Here is a 17660-nt window from a genome sequence, read left to right on the forward strand (position 1 = left end):
TGCGCGGCTGTTCCGCTATTGAGCCTCGACAGGAGTCCTAGATCCACACACACGCGTATCTTGGGTCGATCGCGCTTCGCGCAAGGCGCCAAATTGCCAGGTCGTGAGTTCGGACAGCGGAAGCATTCTCCTCATGGGTGTGGCTTGTCGAGCACAAGATTTCACGATCACCCCCAAGTTTCGGGATGACAGCTTCGTGTTGATCCCGCTGCTCGGCAGCGTCTGCGGTGAAGTCTCCGTTTAGCGGCTAACCCGGATATGACGGCAATGCAGGAGATCGGCAATCTCCTGTTCAAGCACATCCATGGGCCATCACCGTCGCGGCCCTGAGGTTACCCAGCCGCAGGAGGGTCCTAAAGCCGCACAACCTTGTCGAGATGTGGCCGTATCCGCTGGCCTTCAGCGAAGGACAGGGCGAACGATTCCAAGCCGAATGAGCGTGTAATTTCCTGGTCGGTCTCTATGATGCGCACGACCCATTCGCCACTGGCTCCGACCACTTCCACGCGAGGCAACGCCTTGCGGATTGGCACCACGTTGCTCATCACGTCCTCCCTACGAAAAGCAATGGCAAGTCGATTTAAGACCCTGGTAGTCGGCAGTTCAATAACAAATGGTTGTTCGGATCGGACGAACCACCCTGGATGGGCAGTACGAAGCCGGGCGAATCACACCTCAGTCAGGCGAACCCTCCCGGGAACCTTCCGTGAGATAGCCTCTGCTTTAGGTCGTTGGCATTCAGGATGGCCGCCAGCTCTTCGGCATACTCCATGTCGGGAAGGTCGACAGATGGGTGGCCCGCTACATTAGCCGGCAGCCCGGTGAACACGTCGAATACCGTCCACGTCCCATCTGGTTCCCGCCTTACGCCGTACCGCAGAGTTGCCATGAGAGGATGCTAATGGAAGCCGCGAATATATGGTACAAAAAAGCGAGCGGGCGATCGGGCAACAGGCACGCCTTTCCGGAACTTTTGCCGCTGCGACGGGTTCGGTCGGGCATGGCCAGAATAGCCGACCTCGGACCGCCCGCAAGCCACATGACCTGGCTGGGAAGAGCATTTCTATGCGCGCCCCATTTGCTCGCAAAAGGTAGACCGTCGCGATTTCCGCCGAGTGATGTGGCACGAGCAACCGGACCACCAGCCGCTGGAATTCGACGGCTAAGAGCGCAGCACAACCCAACTGGTCATCGCTATCGAAGCAGCGTTTGTGGGGCGGCCGCTTGTAGGCGCATGGTGGCTAGATGACCCGAATACGGGTGGGATCGGATGGCGCCACGATTATAGCGAAACCACTGTCCTTGGCCGACCGGAATCGGCGGCTGGCTGGTCCGGGCCGGAATGAACCGGGGCAATGCTCGGCTCAAGCTACGCTCTCGATGAATTGCAACTGGTCCTGGAAGATCGTGCCGTGGAGGTCGGTTTCGGCGGCGCGTTTTACTGCCGCACCTTCTCGGTGGGGCAGCATTCGTTTGCGGTGTTGATCGCTCGCAGGATGTCGTGAACGCTGCCTCCCACCGGTTCGCCGATGCAGTGCGCGTCGGACGAGCCGAGTTCCGAACCGGGCTAGTCGAGGACTTGCCCTTGCCGGATAGCACATTCGACAAGTCAGCGTCCCACAGTGTACTTCTGGCAAAGCCTTCGAGCTGGATCCGCAGAGCTCCATCGCGTCCTCAAACCAGGCGGTCGCGTCGTGCTTGGCTTCCTCCCGAAGGCACATATGGACCGCATGAACATGCCGGCCGATATTTTTACACCTCACGAGCCGGATGAGGTCATTGCTGCCTTGCGGAGGCAGGGTTCAGCGACCCTGAAGTGCGGAGACCGAGCACGGAAGCCGCCTGGCTCGTTGTGACAGGCATGCGAAGGTAGGTTTCGGCGCCTGGAAGCGGAAAAGCCCGCCGCCGAAGCCAACTGGCTTTGTTGCAGGGGTTTGCCTAGGTTGCTCTGGGTTCAACACTGGGTGCCAATTGCGCCGTCACTGCGCTGAGACGCCCACGTTTGGCCAGTACTGGCTTGCTGTATTCTTTCTTCACGGCAGTCCCTCTCTAGCGATTTCGGCAAAGCGCCGGTCTAAATGTTGTCACTCATCGGTGCAGGTTGATGGCGTGCACACAGCCGTTACGGCCGAGAGCTTCTCGCGCTTCTTTAATTCAGGCTTCTGATAAGGCTTCTTCATGCAGGGTCCCCACGTTTGTCCCTCAACGCGAAAAATGCAGTGAGGCCGCCACGATTGTCAACCAGAAACACTGAAGTAGCGGCCGACCGACGCCAGGGGACCGGCACGCGCGGTCAGGGCGGCGTGCGCAGCGTGGATGCTGCAATTGCCTGGCCGGTTGCCATTGCCTGCTAACGAGCGCACACTGCTGCGGTCGCCTCGAAAAATCAAAAACAAACAGGCACGAGGCGCTTGGGAGCGATCATCAGGCTTTCGCCCGACCAGGGAGAAGGCCCATGCCCACACCGGCACAGAGCCGGCTCATGTATTTTATGGGCCAACTCGTTCACAACGAGAGCATCGTTTCCAAGCAGGATATTATCGTCGGCTTACTGGATCACGAAGGCAGTCCGACGGCCGACGCCGACGAATTGCTGGCGAACTTGCATCAATCACTGCAACAGGCCCGACAGAGCTTGCACGAGGCGCAAGAGATCTATGGAGTCAGAAATGCGGAGTAGCTAAAAAACAAAACTGGCATACACAGCCGCAGAGTTCGCCGAAAAACACGGTTTGACCATGAAGGCAGCCGAAATCATCTTGTCCGTGAACGGCTCCTCACGTGTCGCTTGCGATGCAGCAGCACGCGCATTCAAAGAAGCGGTTGCGCACCGACAACACAGCAATGACGGGGAATGAGGCCCGCGCCTGCTCCCGAGGCTGCGCGGGCCGACCATGACGAGTGGAGAGGACATCTTGGTCACCGGCAGGAAAGAACGAGCCGGGTGTGACCGAACAGCCTCAGAGAAGGATGTTCCCGACTGACGCAAAAAAGCCCGCCAGCATGAGTCGGCGGGCCCAAGTATGGGTCGCTGTCCAAATGCCGTTCGGTGTCTTCAGATGGATTTTGGTCGAGAAGCCGCCGCGCGTCAGGCGCCACAGCGGCCCGACGATGCTCTTGTGCAGGGCTTCGGCTGCTGCCAGGAAGCGGTCGATCTCAGCCCGGGAAAGCTGGCCGGAAGGTTTGGTTCTGGCCATTGGCGCTTGCGCAGTTACTAATTCAGTGAAACCTTACGTTCTTCTGGGGAGTAGACGTGAGACCGGTCGGTCCAGCTATGGGGCGGCATTGAACATAATGTTTTTTCCGCGATTGCTGATTGGGATGTTTGCTACGTCGACCGTGGTAGCGACCTGGATTTACCTAGCGACAGATTCGTTCTGGAAGTCCCTTGCATGGACTTTGCTGATTTTTATCATCTTTCAGGTTGCATATTTCCTATTTTCATTCGCGCTTTTCGACAAGTTTTGGTTGAAAAGAACCGAAGAAAAACCGAACCCTGCCGAGCCTACCTGTCAAGACGGCGGTGTCTCATCTGAAGGTCGGTCGATGACGCTTTGAGGGAGGCCGCCAGACACGAGAGCATGCGATCATGCTAATCTTTGCGAACCATGCGAAAGAAGGAAAGCCGTGGCAGCGCCAACAATCATCGAAAAGCGCGCTGGCGCTGGATGTCGCCACGGAGATCGTCGACAGGGTGCGGACCGACGACGCCGAAGCCGAGGAGGGCGAGCTAGGTCTAAGGAGGAAACACAGATGGCTGCCTATCTGATAGCGGATGTAGACGTAAAAGACGCTGCCTTGTTCGAGGAATATCGGCGGGACGTTCCCGCTACCGAAGAGCGGTACGGTGGGCGGTACCTGGGCCGCGGTGGTGCCACCAAGGTTCTGGAAGGTGATTGGGATCCACACCGACTGGTCATTGTCGAATTCCCCGACATGGCGTCATTGATGGGCTGGTATAATTCGCCGGAATACGCCCGGCTGATCGAGATCCGCAAACGTTCCGCTAACACCAGGATCATCGCTTTAGAAGGGATTGCAACGCCTGCGGCGTGACCCATAAGCGCGGCCGGCGGACCCGACGACGCGTCCTTGACGACCTGTGCGAAGACAAGGCGAGGATGGAGGGCATCCATACAGCGCCCGCCTTCCGCGACGCAAACGCTGCCTGATCCCTGCCGATGGCTTCTATGAATGGACGATATCGCCAGCCGACGGCAAGAAGACCCTGGCACGCCCTCATCACCATCTGATCCGGTGTGGCGAGCGGCACGATGCTCAAAGAAAAGCCAGAGCCATGAAGTCCCGCGCGCTTCCGTACCACGGCGAACGGCCGTCCAGGACATCTCTGGCAATTCTGCGGTGCAGACGAGCGAGTTCATCACACCAACGGAAGGGACGCGGCATTTGCGAGAAGTCGCCTTCCAGGGAGCGTCGCTCCCATTCCTTCAACTCGTCAGGTGTCTCGTGACCGCCGTGTTATCCCGATCATCCGAAGACGTTCGCTCTGGTGCGGGACGACTTCAAGTTCTTTTTCAAGGGTGTTCGGAGGTTGGCCCACGGCTGAAGGGCTGCACAACCAAGGGGCGACGATCAGCCTCTCCACCTTCAGACACATCGTGATAACCTGTCGGCCATGAAATCGGTGGCTTTAGAGAAACGTGGGCGGGCCCCAAGAGACTAATTTCTGCCAATGGGGAAGGCGATGTCCGCGCTAGCCGGAATGTCCGCTACCGAAGATCCGCCGCCTGAAGGCTGCCAGTCCGCTAACGACCGCCCCAAAGCTGCCGGTCAAGACAAGGTTGGAACCGATCCTTCGCATCCCCCGTTATCGAATGGAAGGGACATTACTTGCCATTAGGAGATGAAGAATGAAACGGCTTCTTTTTGCCACTGCCATGATGGCTCTTTCCAGCGGGCTTGCGTTCGCGGGGACGACAGGGACAACAGGGACGACGTCGAGTGGCTCCTCCACTACCACAACGATGCCGACGACAGATAACAACACGGATTCTACCACAACGAAGTCGACCAATTCGAACTCAGCGAAGGACTGTGCGCCGGGCCAGCAGAGTGGCAGTGCCAAGCAGGCCGCTCCTGGTCAACAGGAGGACACCAGTGCCAAGTCCGCAGCCCCTGGACAGATGAAAACGACTGCCGAAGGTTGCTGATTGTGCCGGGAGAGGTTGGTTTGCACCGGCCGGAATGGATGCCTCCCGCTGCCGACCGGCGGCAACGGTCCGGCCCGCGCGCCCTTCGATCAGCGCGGGCCGTTTTTCTGAAAGTACCTCCCTTAATCTCCAACGAGCCTGCAGCCTTTTCTTGGGCGAGCCGGAATGCATAGTTGGTTGCGGAGGTGATTGTTGAAATAGCGGCCCTTGGCGAAGGCAGATTTGAACGCGACAAACGCCTCAAGCGGCACGTCCAGGAAATCGTGTTGCTTCCCCCTGGCTCAAAACTAGACCGAGAGAACCCTGGTCCCGGACAATAGTCGAACTTGCGCATCGAGGTCGACGGCATGGTGCGTTTCAAGAAACCAGCGTGAGCCGCGGCCAGCCGGGTATGGACCGCCCTACAGGCTGAGCTGTATTCGAAGATGTGGCCGGGCGTAGAATGACGTCGCGTTCCGCCGCTTCGCGCACCGCCCTGATCGACGTTTTCGCGTTGACGGTGTGGGTGGCCGTCACGGCATCGGCTGCGATCTCCTCAACACGGTATTTCGGCACTTTTGTTCCTACGCGTCGGTAGCGACTCCGCTTGTTTAGGGTCGCCCTCAAAGAGGAGAATAAGGTGGCAAGCTCGTCGTCGCCCTGCCGCCGGGGGTGTGACCCGGCGGCTTGGACGTTCGGCTAGGATCGCTCAGCTGTGACCGCCTTACGGCGTTGCCGCGGGAGTCTGCTTGGCAGCCATCTCGTCGATCTTCTCGGCAAGCACGCCGTTGGCCCATTCGGTGACCTTGGCGTCGACCGGCTTGTTGGCCATATCGGCGAGCGCGTCATCCAGCGATGGGACGGCGGCAGCAGCATCGGCCGCCGCTATATTGGCCGCATCGAGCGCTGCCTGCGCTGCATCGATCTGCTCCTGGGTCGGGACTTGGTCAGCCGGAGTATTCGGGTCGTTCAATTTGGCGTTCAAAGCGTCGACTTCGGCTTGGGCGGCATCCACCGCGGCTTGGGCGCTCTTCGCGGCCGCCGACGCTGTCACATAAGCCTGAATGCCGGCGAATTTCTTGCTCTTGGAGTTCATATATGCGTTGATGTTGCGCTGCAGCGAGTTCAGCCGGCCAAGCTTGGCGTGAATGTTCTTGTCCTTAGGCGTCGCGGCGACCTCAATGTCGTCGACGGCGACCTGGTCGTCGGCCGAGGCCTTCTTTCCGGCGTGAGCCGATGCCGACTTGCCGTGCGAAGAGCTGTTGCCGGACTTCCCGCCGCTGTTGCCGGACTTGCCGCTATTGCCGTGACCACCGCCATTGCCTTGACCACCACCATTGCCGTGACCACCACCATTGCCGTGACCACCACCATTGCCGTGACCACCACCGTTTCCACCCGCGCCAGCGAAAGCAGGAGCGGTCACCAGCGCAAGCGCGGCAAGCGCTGCCAAAAGGGTTGTTCGGGATGTCATGGTACCTCCTCAGGCGAATAGTCACCTCGCCGATTCGTTATAGAGCGGCCTATAAGAGTTTCCTAATCCGACTGAAGGAACTTTAGATAAATGCTTGTTGCAATGAGCGACTGACGACTGCGAAGCTCTTTGCAACCATCAGAAATTTAACAAAAAATTCGGAGTCGCAGACCGTATCGGCCTTTGCGCGACTGAAGTCCCATACCGATCGGACCTTGGTCGGGCGATGCACAACCGCGGAATGCTTGCGGCATTTCGGAGTATGGCGTCACCATGTGGCTGTGACTGCGCATTGGCAGACAACTCGCCGGGCGAAGACCCCAACTACCTCGAGCCCGGCGAGCCTTTCACCTGATCAGAGTACGCGATCAGGACGGGGATCAGCCGGCGAAAGATGTGGGTGCAATATGGGTGCCAAACTATTCGTCCCAAATTGGGACCATGCTGCGGCCGGCAAGCTGCGCTTAGGTCTCATAAAAGGCTTAGGCGCTGGCATCGGAAATGGCGATCGCTGGTTAAATCGTTTGTATGATTCGTTGGCATTGGCAGGCGTGCGTATATTGTTTGCCGGCGGGCGCTGAGTCTCACCGGTCGGGCCCAGCGGCCCGCCCGCCGCAAAGTGTCCCCCCGCGACAAAGGCTGCTGGGCCGTCGTAGCGCCGATCTGCTCTGGCATGGCCGCGTGAATGCCCGCTCGACTCCAGCAACAGCTTCATCCTTGGTTGCGACGTTCCCGCGCGCGCCGCCGTCATCGAGCGTATCTTACTCGCCTAACCCGGATCGTGACGCGTCCGCTTTCCGGGACGCACGGATCTATGCTCAATACCTAATGTCAGGCGCGTACCTGAATTGGTCCTCGAGCCGAGATAGCGCGTTAGTCGATACCCGACATTGCGATGTCCAGAAATCGACCGTTTCGCGAACAGCGATGACTACTCGGAGCTGCTATCTCGTCTGCGCCACGAACTGTTCCCTGCCCTCAATGCTTCCAACGTCTCATTTGGGGGCCGATAGCGGACTGACAGCTTCGGGCGTCGAGCCGTTGGGTTAGACCCTGACGCCGGTGCGTGCGCCGACGGAATCTTCCAACAGTCAACAATGCCGAGCTAAGCGTCGAGCAAAACCGTCCCTCGCGGGCGGCTGCAACATGCCAGGACATAGCCGGCCGATTTCTCTTTAGCATTCAGTCCGCCTAAATCGTCCATGGTAACCTCGCCGGATAGTTTGGCTATTCGGCACGTTCCGCGAACGCCCTGCTGGCAGGCGGTTGGGATGTAGATGCCACAGTTCCGCGCCGCGTCCAGCAGGGTCTCTCCGGGCGCGCAGCGATGCTCCACACCCGAGCGGACAAAACGGACCGAAGACGAAATCGCCAAGCCCATTTCCGACCGAGAACCATTGCTGCCTCCGAAACTCTCCTCGTGATACTGCGCCGGCGGGAAGCCTATTGCATCAAGGCAGGCGCGTGCCGTCTTCATGTACCCTTCGGGCCCACAGGCAAAAACGGTGCGCTTGTGAAGATCGGGAACCAGGCTCAGCAGCATCCGACCATCAATTCGGCCGGTTGAACCCGTCCAAGCGGGACCTCCCTGGCCGCAAACCAAAGTCACTTGAACATTGGGAAAGCGAGCGGCAAGGCCCGCGCTGAAGCAGAACATCCGACCAGCGGCAGACCTGAGAACAAATGTTTTCACATCGTGCGTCTCGTCGATCACGCGACGGCAGAGCACTATATCTCGCGTCTTTTGTGCCCATCGCCGCTGACGCATGGTGGGCACGACATCTGAGGCTTGGGTGGAGGCGTATGCATTCATCGTGCGGCTCGGCGTTAGGTCGAGCGAACATGCCAGTTCTTACCCCGCTGAACAGCAATATTATTCCAGCGTTATGATCGGGAATATCGATTAAACCTCCAGCGACATAACGGCGAGATGGAGAGCACGGATGCCTTTGCGAATGATCGGTTCGTGTTTGCGGCGTGCCAGTATCGCCGTATGGACTGGCTGGTGCAAGGTCGGCGCTCCTTCGACCAGGAACGATGGAAGCTCACCGGTAAACCTGCGCGCATCATCGCTGCGCATGTAGCAAGTGCCGCCCGTTCGCCGGAGCATGATCTCCGCCAGAGCTTCCGATCCGGTCGAAAGTCGGCAGATCGCCAATTGAGCCAGCATCTCTGCGTGCGTTTTCTCCAGCACGACGGTGTAGCCTGGGCGGATGTAGGTGTCGGGATCGACGTCCGACAGGTTTCTGGCGGCAGGCCAGCTCCTTTCCAAGAGCCTGAAGGCCCGGCCGAAGGAGGTCCTGCGCCGCGTTCAGATGATTTACCAAATGCCCGACAATGCCCTCAATCCGCGCCAAACGGTCGAAGAAGTCCTAGATCGGCCACTCGAATTCTACCTCGGCCTCAAAGGCGCGCAGAGAGATCGCCGGATAAGCGAACTTATGCACATGGTCGAGATGAACGAGGATTTTCTGGAACGTCTGCCTGGCGAGCTATCAGGTGGCCAGAAACAACGCGTCTGCATTGCACGGGCGCTGTCCGCCGAACCGGAGCTTATCATCTGCGACGAGATCACATCCGCGCTCGACCAAATTGTGCAGGAGGAGATCCTCAAGCTTCTCATGCGCCTACAGCGTGAACTCGGAATCAGGTACATCTTCATTACTCATGACATTGCCACTGTGCGCGCGATAGCCGACGAAATTGTCGTCATGCACCGCGGCAAAGTCGTCGAGCAGGGATTGAAGAGCGAGGTTCTCTCTCCTCCCCATGCCGCGTACACGGAGCGGCTTTTGTCTTCTGTTCCCGAAATGGATCCGGACTGGCTGACAAGGCTGCTGGCCAGTCGGGAAATCTGATAGGGTTGCAAGGTGGACAGGAAGTCAGCCCCGTCCAACCAAGGCACCCGCCACCCATCTGGGGCGGCTCAAGGCTACGACTCAGCCCCCTGTGATGTCTGCTTTTGGAAGCGGCTGCTAAATTCTGAATGACCTAGCTAAGCTGCCGTTGCTCCGCGCACGAAATGAACGGATCGGCTTCAACGGCAGCTCATTGCCGGCGGGCATCCATGTTAACATTGTGGCTAATCAAACGGCGGGCGATGATCGAGTCGCGGAAAGGCCGATGATGGCCGCAAGCGGACTGTCCGCTTCGGAGGTCGCAAAACGAATAGCAGCCAGCCAGCCATTTAGACGATTGAGTTCGACCAAGAAGACGCGCACTCCCCGACAGAGATGCGGCTGGTTGTTGCTTTTTCCGAAAGCCATCCGGCTCAACTCGCACACGCAGCCCGAAGCAGGCATTGGACACGAATGCAGCGATACCCGTGAACTCGCCACGCCTTCTTAGGTGATGCCACCGAGACACACGTATTTGATTTCAGTGAACTCCTCGATGCCGTAGGTCGACCCCTCCCTGCCCAGACCGGAGGCCTTGATGCCGCCGAAGGGCGCCTCTGCTGTGGAGATCAGCCCGGTGTTGACGCCGACCATTCCGTATTCAAGTGCCTCAGCGACGCGAAACACTCGCGACAGATCTTTGGCGTAGAAGTAAGAGGCGAGGCCGAATTCAGTGTCATTGGCTTGCGAGATTACGTCCGGCTCGTCCGCAAAGCGGAAAAGCGGGGCAAGCGGACCGAAGGTTTCCTCCTTGGCGACGGACATTCGCGGGGTGACGTCAGCAAGGACGGTAGGCTCATAGAACGTGCCGCCCAGCCCATGGCGCCGCCCGCCATGGACGATGCGTGCCCCTTTCGCAACGGCGTCCGAGACATGCGCTTCGATCGTGGCAAGTGCGGGTGCATCAATAAGCGGCCCGAGCGCAACCCCTTCCTCGAACCCGTTCCCGATCTTCAGTTTGCCGACAGCGGCGGCAAGTTTGTTGGCGAAAGCATCATAGACAGCATCCTGCACGTAGAAGCGATTGGCGCAGATGCAGGTCTGACCGTTATTGCGGAATTTCGCTATCAACGCTCCTTCGACCGCCGCATCGAGATCGGCGTCGTCGAACACGATGAATGGGGCGTTCCCGCCGAGTTCCAGCCCGAGTTTCTTGATGGTCGGAGCACATTGGCGATACAGCTCAGCGCCGATCTCGGTAGAACCGGTGAAGGTGAGTTTCCGCACCATAGGGTTGTTGGTCATCTCCCCGCCAATTTCGCGAGCCGAACCGGTAATGACGCTAAGCAGCCCGGCTGGAAGGCCGGCCCGCTCCGCAAGGACGCCAAGAGCGATTGCGGAGAACGGGGTTTGCGCGGCAGGTTTAAGTACCATGGCGCAGCCGGCGGCCAGCGCTGGGCCGGCTTTTCGTGTGACCATGGCGTTGGGAAAATTCCAAGGTGTAATCGCCGCCACCACGCCGATCGGCTGCTTCATCACCAGGATACGCTTGTCTCGCTGATGCCCGGGAACAATATCGCCGTAGATCCTGCGTGCTTCTTCCGCGAACCATTCCACAAAACTGGCGCCGTACGCGATCTCCCCCTTCGCCTCATCCAGCGGCTTGCCTTGCTCATGTGTGAGGATACGTCCAAGATCTCCCTGGTTCTCCATCATCAGTTCGAACCAACGACGCAGGACACCGGCTCGCTCCTTCGCGGTGCGCACCGCCCATTCCTTCTGAGCCCTCTCGGCCGCCACAATGGCGGCTTTCGTCTCCGCGGCCCCAAGCTTGGGAACGATGCCAATCACCTCGCCTGAAGCAGGGTCATTGACCTCAATGGCATTTGCGGCATCGGCTTCAACCCACGATCCTCCGATCAGGGCTGCTTGCCTGAATAGCGTCTTGTCCTTGAGTTGCATGGATCGTGTCCTCCTGTTCCCAACGTCGTCTGCAGCGTATCTGCTGGAGACGTTTCGATGTGTCAGTCCTCCAGCCTTGCAGACGTTCGGTTAGCCGGCGCCCGCCTGTTGAACGTCATTGGAGCCCCACGGTCTTTCAGATTGATGGTCGCGCACGAACAGCCGAAAAGCGGCCAAATGCCCGGCTATTGCTTCAGCGGTGTTTTCGTCGCGAAGGGTTCCGTCGGCGGCGAACCTGGAGGCGGCGTGGCTGACGAAAAATTCAGGTTTGTTCAGCAAGCGCGCATCGAAGAAGACCATGATCTGACGGAGGTGGTACTGCATGCGCGCGCCGCCGAGCATCCCCGTTGAAGCCGATTGGAGGGCAACGGGCTTCCTGGCGAAAGGGTTGTTAGTATCTCGGGAAAGCCAGTCGAGCGCATTCTTGAGCGTGCCCGGGACGGAGTGGTTGTATTCGGGCGACACCACGATGACGCCATCAGCGGCTGCGATGGCGTCAGCCCATCTCGTGACGATCTCAGGGGTTTGCGCGATATCGGCGCAGTAGGGCGGAAAGTGTTCCAGGCCATCGAGCAGCGTGAGCCGCACGTCGCCTGGCGCCAGTGCAGCGAGGTTCCTCGCAAGCATCATATTGAACGAGGCCTTACGCAGGCTCCCGCAGATGACTACGATATTCATTGCTCACCTGTTGCAAACGTGGGGCCGGGGCGAAGGTCCGCCACCGGCCCGTTGACCCGATACCCTGACGGCCTCTAGTGCGGCAGCGCCTTGTCGGGATGCAGTCCGGGGTGCCCTGGCGAGGGTTCGCCTTTTGGCTCGCCGAGGTAGAGTGCTATCTGGGACCGGAAGCTTTCGACGGCGGCACGGTCGGCAAGAAATTTTCCGAAAGCCGTCGGATCGCCGTTCTTGTACTCCCAGATCCGCTTGTAGCCGTCCGGCGGCGCAACATCGGTGCGCACCGACCACATGTACCAGACGTTCTTCTGCGTCTCCTTGTCGAGCAACCAGCTCAGATAGAGCCTGGCGGCCTCGGGATGTTTTGCCCCCTTGAGGATGGCGGCCTGCTGCGGCCAGGCGACGAAAGGATCCTCCTTTGGCAGGACGAAGCGGGAGACCGTGCCGGGGAACGGCACCAGCCCGCCATCGGTCGAGAAGGTGACGGTGGCCTGGCCGCCTTCCACCATGTCCGTCGGCGCTTGCGTGCCGCGCACATAGATCGGCTCCTGCTTGGCGAGTTGCGCCACGTAGTCCCAGCCGTATTTGTCGACGACCTGCTTGAACCAGAACAGCACGGCATCGTCGTCGGTCGGATAGGTCAACACGATCTTGCCCTTGAATTCAGGGCGCAGATAGTCTTTCGCCTCTCGCGGCCATGTCGCCTGATCCGGGAGCAGCTTCGAGTTGACGAGGTTGGAGAACGCGTCGACGAAGACGCCTGTATAGGCGCCGTCTGCATTCTTGAAGGCGCGGAAGACCTTGTCCCAGCCTATCGGCTTGTAGGGCTGGAGAACGCCCTCCTTCTTCCAACGCGGAAAGTTCTGCAGCGTCTGGATCTGAACGATGTCGGGGACCAGTGTCTTGGTGGCGATCTGGTTGTCGATGCGGGCTTCGTGAAACTTGGAATAGTCCACGATGACGTCGAGCGTCACACCCGGGAACTTCTGCTCAAACGCCTTTTTGGTGCCGTCCTGCTGGCCGGGCGTGTCGCCTCCGGCATAGACGATGACGCGTCCGCCCTCGGCAAGCGCTGCCTTGTAGAGCTGATCCAGGCTGCGGCTCTCGGGATAGACGCCGGCGGCCAGTGCGTTGCCGGCAGTTGCCAGCAGACTCGCGCTCGCCGCCAGGCCCAGGGCCGTTCTTCGGTTCATGTTCATGCAATCTTCCTTCCAGGTTTAACTCAGGTTCAATGCTTGGCCGACCGGTGTTGAACGAAGTTCAGCAGCAGAAGCAGGCCCGCCGATATGGCGATCAATATGGTGGCGACCGCCAGCACGGTCGGATCGAGGTTTTCGCGCGTGCCGCTCAGCAGCTCTCGCGGCAGGGTCTTCTGGCCAGGCCCGGTGATCATGAGGGCAATCACCACCTCGTCGAAGGAGGCGGCAAAGGCAAAGATGGTACCCGAGACGATGCCGGGCAGGATGAGCGGAATGGTGATCCGGCGGAAGGTCGTTATGGGCGGCGCCCCAAGGCTTTGCGCGGCCCGCAGCAAGCCTTTGTCCAACTGGCTCACCGCAGCGTTGACGGTAACCAGCACAAGCGGGACAGCGATGACGGAATGGGCCAGCACCAGGCCGGTCAGGCTGTTGGCAAGTCCGAGCGGCGCGAAGAAGAAATAGACCCCCACGGCGGTGATGATGACCGGCACGATCATAGGCGAGATCAACAGCGCCATCAGCAGGGATTTGCCAGGCAGGTTGATCCGGTCGAGACCAAGCGCGGCAAGGGTGCCGAGCGGCGTTGCGATGGCGACCGTCGACACTGCCACGATCAGGGAATTACCCACCGCATGGACCCAGCGTGGCGTCGAGATGACGGCTGCGTACCATTTCAGCGACAGGCCCTGGAGCGGATAGGCCAGAATCGAGCCGCCATTGAAGGAGAGCGGCACGATGGCGAAAATCGGCAAAAGCAGGAATCCCAGCACCAGCACGCCGGCGAGCCGGGCACCCCACAGCCAGATGCGCGTACTGTCGAGCATGTCAGATCCCCACCCGCTGCACGCCGACAAGCCGCACGTAGAACGAATACAGGACCACCGTCGCGAACAGCAGAATGCTGGCGAGTGCGGCCGCCAGCCCCCAGTTGAGCGCCTGCAGCGTGTTGTAGGCGATGTAGAAGGGCAGCATCTGGTCGCCCTGACCGCCAAGCAGCAGCGGCGTGACGTAGTATCCCAGCGCCAGGATGAAGACGAGCAGCCCGCCGGCTGATATGCCCGGGAGGATCTGCGGCAGGTAGATCCGGAAGAACGAGTTGAGCGGACCGGCGCCTAGAGATCGCGCCGCCTGCATCTGCGAGCGCGGCAGCGCCTTCATCGAGGCGTAGAGCGGCAGCACCGCGTATGGCAGCAGGATATGGGTCAGCGCGATCAGCACGCCGACGCGGTTGTAGACGAGCTCGAGCGGGGCATCGATGATCCCGAGCCCCATCAGCACCTGGTTGAAGATGCCGTTCTTCTGCAGGATGACCAGCCAGGACGTCGAGCGCACCAGAACCGACGTCCACAATGGCAACAGCAGCGCCAGCATCAGGAAATTGGCCGTCACCTGACCGACACTGGCCAAGAGGTAGGCGGCAGGCAGCGCGAGGACGATGCAGATCGCCGTTGCCGACAGGGCGATCCCGAAGGTCCGCGCCAGCACATTGACATAGATTGCGCTGTCCGGCCCGCCCTGCAGGCCCAGGGCAGATTTGAGGTAGAGACCGGTGAGCGGCCCCTTGGCCCGCGCAAGCGCATGCCAGATATCTGGCTTGCCCCATGCGGCATCGGCTGTAGTCAATGCGGATTTCCAATCGGAAACGGCAGCGCTGTCGCGCGGCAGGGCACGCGCGGTCGATTGGACGATCGTTCGCCACTCGCCTGACTCGTAGCCGAGACGGCGAGCGGCGGTTCCGGCGACCTTTGCGGTGCGCGCATCGACCAGATCCCTGCCCGCCGCCTCGAACACGGCCGCCTGCGGAAGGTCGGCGCCGTCCCAATCTGCCAATACCGCGACCGTTCTGGGCATCACCGCGGCAAGTTCGCGGTCGTCAACCGACAGAAACAGCATACCGGCGAGCGGGATGAAGAACGCGGCAAGGAGAAACAGCGCCAGCGGGGCAACCAGGGCAATGCCCACGGCATTCGCACCGAGCGCCCGTCGCCGCCTGGTTTTCTCGATGGCCATGATCTTTACCTCCGCGGGGCATGGCGGCGGACAGGGAGTCCGCCGCCATGCTTGCCGTTACTTCGCCGCCCAGGCGGTGAACCGTTCATTCAGGGCGTCGATGTTCTGCACCCAGAAATTGGGGTCGACGGTGAGGCCGGCGGCAATGTGCTCCGGCGATGTCGGCAGCGTCGTCGCCACATCGGCCGGCAGGGCGGCCTGCGCCGCGACGGAGCCGACGCCGTAGCCTAGCTTGGCTGGCCATTCGACCTGGCGGTCGGTGCGGCCGAGATACTCCAGCAGCTTGACGGCGTTGTCCTTGTTGGGCGAGCCCTTGAGGATGACCCAGGAATCCATGTTGAGGACGTTGCCGCTCCACATGATCTTGAAGTCGCGCTTGTTCTCGGCGTTGGCGCCCCGGATGCGGCCATTGTACGAGGTGGTCATCGCCACCTCGCCCGAGCCCAGCAACTGCATCGGCTGGTTGCCCGACGACCACCAGACGATATTGGGCTTGAGTTCGTCGAGCTTCTTGAAAGCCTTGTCCACGCCTTCCTTGGTGCGCAGCGTCTTGTAAACATCGGTCGGTGCGACGCCATCGGCCATCAGCGCGGCCTCGAGGGTGAACTTCGGTCCGTTGCGGAAGGCGCGCTTGCCTGGATACTTCTTGGTGTCCCATACGTCAGCCCATGTTTTCGGGCCATCCTTGAACACCGCGCTATCATAGGCGAGCACGATACTGAAGACGTTGGCGGGAACGCCGCATTCGGTGACGCTTCCGGCGATGTAGCGATCGACGCCGCCAACCGTGGCCGGATCGATGGTCTCGAAGAGACCTTCCTCACAGCCGAGTGCTTCCTCCTCGGCTTCCACCTCAACCACGTCCCAGTTGTTGGCTTCGCCGGCGCCGACCTTGGTGCGCAGAACGCCGATGCCGCCATCCCAGCTGTCTTCCGCGAGCGGAATGCTGGTCTCCTTGCGGAAGGGATCGAAATACACCTCGCGTTGCGCATCCTGGAAGATGCCGCCCGCCGACACGACGGTAAGATCGCGTGCTACGGCGATGCCGGGCAGCGCAATGAATGATGCCAGAAGTGCCGCATGAAGGATTTTGGTTCTTGTTTTCATGATCAGTCCCCTTTCTTGGTTGGTGGTTTTCAAACGCATCGCGAGCGTCATTCGCCGCCTGTAACGGGCAGTGCCCTGCAAAGCGTCTCCGGTATGACGACCCGGATTTCGTCGCCGATGCCGATTTGGCCGGCTTCGGCCCCTGTTGGAAGTTTCAGCGCCATGCGCCCTATGCCGTCGCATTCGACGGCGACGCGGCGTGCGTCGCCGAGGTAGGAGATCTCGGCAACCGTCGCGGCGAATGCGCCTTCGCCGCCGCCGACCTTCACATGCTCGGGCCGGATGCCGACCTTGACGCGATCGCCGATGGCCGACTGTCCCGCGACTTTCATGGTGAGGACGGTCCCTCGATCCAGCCGAATCGCGGCCTGGCCGGCGGCAAGCGCCTCGATCCGCCCGTCGAGCAGGTTGTTCTCGCCAATGAAGGAAGCGACGAAGGGCGTGCACGGCCGTTCGTACAGCAGCTCCGGAGCGTCGATCTGTTCGAGCCGGCCCTTGTTGAAGACCGCGACCCGGTCCGAAAGGTTGAGGGCCTCGGATTGATCGTGGGTGACGAACACCATGGTGATGCCGAGTTGCCGGTGCAGGTGCTTCAGCTCCGCCTGCATATGCTCGCGAAGGTTCTTGTCCAGGGCGCCGAGCGGCTCGTCCAGCAGGATAAGCCGGGGCTTGAAAATGATGGCGCGGGCGAGCGCGACGCGCTGCTGCTGTCCGCCCGACAATTGCGACGGCTTGCGCCCGCCCATGCCGTCGAGATGGACAAGGCTCAGCGCCTTCTCGACCCGCTCGCCGATTTCCGCCTTCGGCACGCGGCGCACGGAGAGCGGAAACGCCAGGTTCTCGGCCACTGTGAGATGCGGGAACAGCGCGTAGTTCTGGAACACCACGCCAATGTCGCGCTTGTGCGCCGGCAAGCCTTCGATGCGCGTGCCGTCCATCGCGATCGTGCCTGATGTCGGGGTGTCGAAGCCCGCCAACAGCATCAGCGAGGTCGTCTTACCCGAACCCGATGGTCCAAGCAGGGTCAAAAACTCGCCGCGCTGGATCTCCAGGTCGATGTCATGCAGAGCCCGGAATGCGCCGTAGTGTTTCGAGACGCCGCTGAAGCGCACGATCGGCGGCGGCGACGGCCCTGTTGTTGTCGTGTCGGACTGAGTCATCTCCGGCGATTCTTTCCAAGGTTCATAACGCGAAAACGGCCTTGCCGTTTCTCGTCGCTCGCTCCGCCTCTCCTGCAGCGCGCCTC

At 60.4% G+C, this 17660-nt stretch carries 18 protein-coding genes and 1 pseudogene; 6 read left to right on the top strand and 13 right to left on the bottom strand.

All coding sequences use genetic code 11. The features are described from left to right. Positions 1-353 precede the first annotated feature (353 nt). Complete coding sequence (locus tag X727_RS0133020) at positions 354-545, bottom strand: hypothetical protein (RefSeq protein ID WP_031203777.1); 192 nt, start codon at positions 543-545, stop codon at positions 354-356. Between the two features lie 810 nt (positions 546-1355). Here X727_RS0133020 and X727_RS1000000168740 point away from each other — a divergent pair. Both X727_RS1000000168740 and X727_RS163585 read left to right on the top strand, forming a co-directional pair. Next, positions 1356-1505: a hypothetical protein gene (locus tag X727_RS1000000168740; RefSeq protein WP_023707523.1), complete on the top strand. Its 150-nt coding sequence runs from the start codon at positions 1356-1358 to the stop codon at positions 1503-1505. Between the two features lie 950 nt (positions 1506-2455). Next, entirely contained in the window at positions 2456-2680 is a 225-nt protein-coding gene (locus tag X727_RS163585; protein WP_023833397.1) for a hypothetical protein, read from the top strand. A 280-nt stretch (positions 2681-2960) separates the two neighbouring features. On the opposite strand, the gene X727_RS1000000167645 is transcribed toward X727_RS163585, so the two are convergent. Next, positions 2961-3197, bottom strand: coding sequence for a hypothetical protein (locus X727_RS1000000167645; RefSeq protein WP_023833398.1), 237 nt, complete (start codon positions 3195-3197; stop codon positions 2961-2963). Positions 3198-3753: 556 nt separating this feature from the next. Here X727_RS1000000167645 and X727_RS163575 point away from each other — a divergent pair. The 3 genes from X727_RS163575 (at position 3754) to X727_RS1000000168390 (ending at position 5171) form a co-directional block, all read left to right on the top strand. Continuing rightward, positions 3754-4056: a DUF1330 domain-containing protein gene (locus X727_RS163575; RefSeq protein WP_023670645.1), complete on the top strand. Its 303-nt coding sequence runs from the start codon at positions 3754-3756 to the stop codon at positions 4054-4056. 46 nt (positions 4057-4102) lie between these two features. Continuing rightward, positions 4103-4471, top strand: a complete 369-nt coding sequence (locus tag X727_RS1000000169745; RefSeq protein WP_348524514.1) for an SOS response-associated peptidase family protein — start codon at positions 4103-4105, stop codon at positions 4469-4471. 400 nt (positions 4472-4871) lie between these two features. Further along, complete coding sequence (locus X727_RS1000000168390; RefSeq protein WP_196814959.1) at positions 4872-5171, top strand: hypothetical protein; 300 nt, start codon at positions 4872-4874, stop codon at positions 5169-5171. A 122-nt stretch (positions 5172-5293) separates the two neighbouring features. Here the strand turns inward: X727_RS1000000168390 and X727_RS1000000169750 are convergent, their stop codons facing one another. The 4 genes from X727_RS1000000169750 to X727_RS163560 form a co-directional block, all read right to left on the bottom strand. Further along, a complete protein-coding gene (locus tag X727_RS1000000169750) occupies positions 5294-5422 on the bottom strand; it encodes a hypothetical protein (protein ID WP_348524515.1) in 129 nt (42 codons plus the stop codon). Between the two features lie 452 nt (positions 5423-5874). Next, on the bottom strand, positions 5875-6624 hold the full coding sequence (locus X727_RS163570; RefSeq protein ID WP_023833401.1) for a hypothetical protein: 750 nt from the start codon (positions 6622-6624) through the stop codon (positions 5875-5877). Between the two features lie 1105 nt (positions 6625-7729). Next, positions 7730-8437 carry a 2Fe-2S iron-sulfur cluster-binding protein gene (locus X727_RS163565; RefSeq protein ID WP_081726014.1) on the bottom strand — a complete coding sequence of 236 codons (708 nt, stop codon included), beginning with the start codon at positions 8435-8437 and terminating at the stop codon, positions 7730-7732. Positions 8438-8527: 90 nt separating this feature from the next. Next, complete coding sequence (locus X727_RS163560; RefSeq protein WP_155923505.1) at positions 8528-8818, bottom strand: hypothetical protein; 291 nt, start codon at positions 8816-8818, stop codon at positions 8528-8530. An 82-nt stretch (positions 8819-8900) separates the two neighbouring features. On the opposite strand from X727_RS163560, the pseudogene X727_RS163555 reads away from it, so the two are divergent. Continuing rightward, positions 8901-9482: pseudogene (locus X727_RS163555) on the top strand (ATP-binding cassette domain-containing protein); the annotation flags it as partial. A gap of 486 nt (positions 9483-9968) precedes the next feature. On the opposite strand, the gene gabD reads toward X727_RS163555, so the two are convergent. The 7 genes from gabD to X727_RS163525 form a co-directional block, all read right to left on the bottom strand. Continuing rightward, on the bottom strand, positions 9969-11423 hold the full coding sequence (gabD, locus tag X727_RS163550; protein WP_023833405.1) for an NADP-dependent succinate-semialdehyde dehydrogenase: 1455 nt from the start codon (positions 11421-11423) through the stop codon (positions 9969-9971). A gap of 90 nt (positions 11424-11513) precedes the next feature. Beyond that, a complete protein-coding gene (locus X727_RS163545) occupies positions 11514-12101 on the bottom strand; it encodes an NADPH-dependent FMN reductase (protein WP_023833406.1) in 588 nt (195 codons plus the stop codon). Between the two features lie 74 nt (positions 12102-12175). Beyond that, positions 12176-13291, bottom strand: coding sequence for an extracellular solute-binding protein (locus tag X727_RS163540; protein ID WP_023833407.1), 1116 nt, complete (start codon positions 13289-13291; stop codon positions 12176-12178). A gap of 35 nt (positions 13292-13326) precedes the next feature. Then, complete coding sequence (locus X727_RS0133035) at positions 13327-14121, bottom strand: ABC transporter permease (RefSeq protein ID WP_031203785.1); 795 nt, start codon at positions 14119-14121, stop codon at positions 13327-13329. Position 14122: 1 nt separating this feature from the next. Then, a complete protein-coding gene (locus X727_RS163535) occupies positions 14123-15307 on the bottom strand; it encodes an ABC transporter permease (RefSeq protein WP_023833408.1) in 1185 nt (394 codons plus the stop codon). Positions 15308-15364: 57 nt separating this feature from the next. Next, complete coding sequence (locus X727_RS163530; protein ID WP_023833409.1) at positions 15365-16414, bottom strand: ABC transporter substrate-binding protein; 1050 nt, start codon at positions 16412-16414, stop codon at positions 15365-15367. Between the two features lie 47 nt (positions 16415-16461). After that, the gene (locus X727_RS163525) at positions 16462-17574 is read right to left on the bottom strand and encodes an ABC transporter ATP-binding protein (protein ID WP_050591253.1); all 1113 of its coding nucleotides are present in this window, start codon (positions 17572-17574) and stop codon (positions 16462-16464) included. Positions 17575-17660 lie beyond the last annotated feature (86 nt).

This window comes from Mesorhizobium sp. L103C105A0 (genome assembly GCF_000502215.1).
Lineage (GTDB): Bacteria > Pseudomonadota > Alphaproteobacteria > Rhizobiales > Rhizobiaceae > Mesorhizobium.

Bases quoted from the DNA above. Each gene is read 5' to 3' on its own strand.
- X727_RS0133020 (WP_031203777.1), bottom strand. From the start codon at position 545: ATGAGCAACGTGGTGCCAATCCGCAAGGCGTTGCCTCGCGTGGAAGTG.
- X727_RS1000000168740 (WP_023707523.1), top strand. From the start codon at position 1,356: ATGCTCGGCTCAAGCTACGCTCTCGATGAATTGCAACTGGTCCTGGAA.
- X727_RS163585 (WP_023833397.1), top strand. From the start codon at position 2,456: ATGCCCACACCGGCACAGAGCCGGCTCATGTATTTTATGGGCCAACTC.
- X727_RS1000000167645 (WP_023833398.1), bottom strand. From the start codon at position 3,197: ATGGCCAGAACCAAACCTTCCGGCCAGCTTTCCCGGGCTGAGATCGAC.
- X727_RS163575 (WP_023670645.1), top strand. From the start codon at position 3,754: ATGGCTGCCTATCTGATAGCGGATGTAGACGTAAAAGACGCTGCCTTG.
- X727_RS1000000168390 (WP_196814959.1), top strand. From the start codon at position 4,872: ATGAAACGGCTTCTTTTTGCCACTGCCATGATGGCTCTTTCCAGCGGG.
- X727_RS163570 (WP_023833401.1), bottom strand. From the start codon at position 6,624: ATGACATCCCGAACAACCCTTTTGGCAGCGCTTGCCGCGCTTGCGCTG.
- X727_RS163565 (WP_081726014.1), bottom strand. From the start codon at position 8,437: ATGAATGCATACGCCTCCACCCAAGCCTCAGATGTCGTGCCCACCATG.
- gabD (WP_023833405.1), bottom strand. From the start codon at position 11,423: ATGCAACTCAAGGACAAGACGCTATTCAGGCAAGCAGCCCTGATCGGA.
- X727_RS163545 (WP_023833406.1), bottom strand. From the start codon at position 12,101: ATGAATATCGTAGTCATCTGCGGGAGCCTGCGTAAGGCCTCGTTCAAT.
- X727_RS163540 (WP_023833407.1), bottom strand. From the start codon at position 13,291: ATGAACCGAAGAACGGCCCTGGGCCTGGCGGCGAGCGCGAGTCTGCTG.
- X727_RS0133035 (WP_031203785.1), bottom strand. From the start codon at position 14,121: ATGCTCGACAGTACGCGCATCTGGCTGTGGGGTGCCCGGCTCGCCGGC.
- X727_RS163535 (WP_023833408.1), bottom strand. From the start codon at position 15,307: ATGGCCATCGAGAAAACCAGGCGGCGACGGGCGCTCGGTGCGAATGCC.
- X727_RS163530 (WP_023833409.1), bottom strand. From the start codon at position 16,414: ATGAAAACAAGAACCAAAATCCTTCATGCGGCACTTCTGGCATCATTC.
- X727_RS163525 (WP_050591253.1), bottom strand. From the start codon at position 17,574: ATGACTCAGTCCGACACGACAACAACAGGGCCGTCGCCGCCGCCGATC.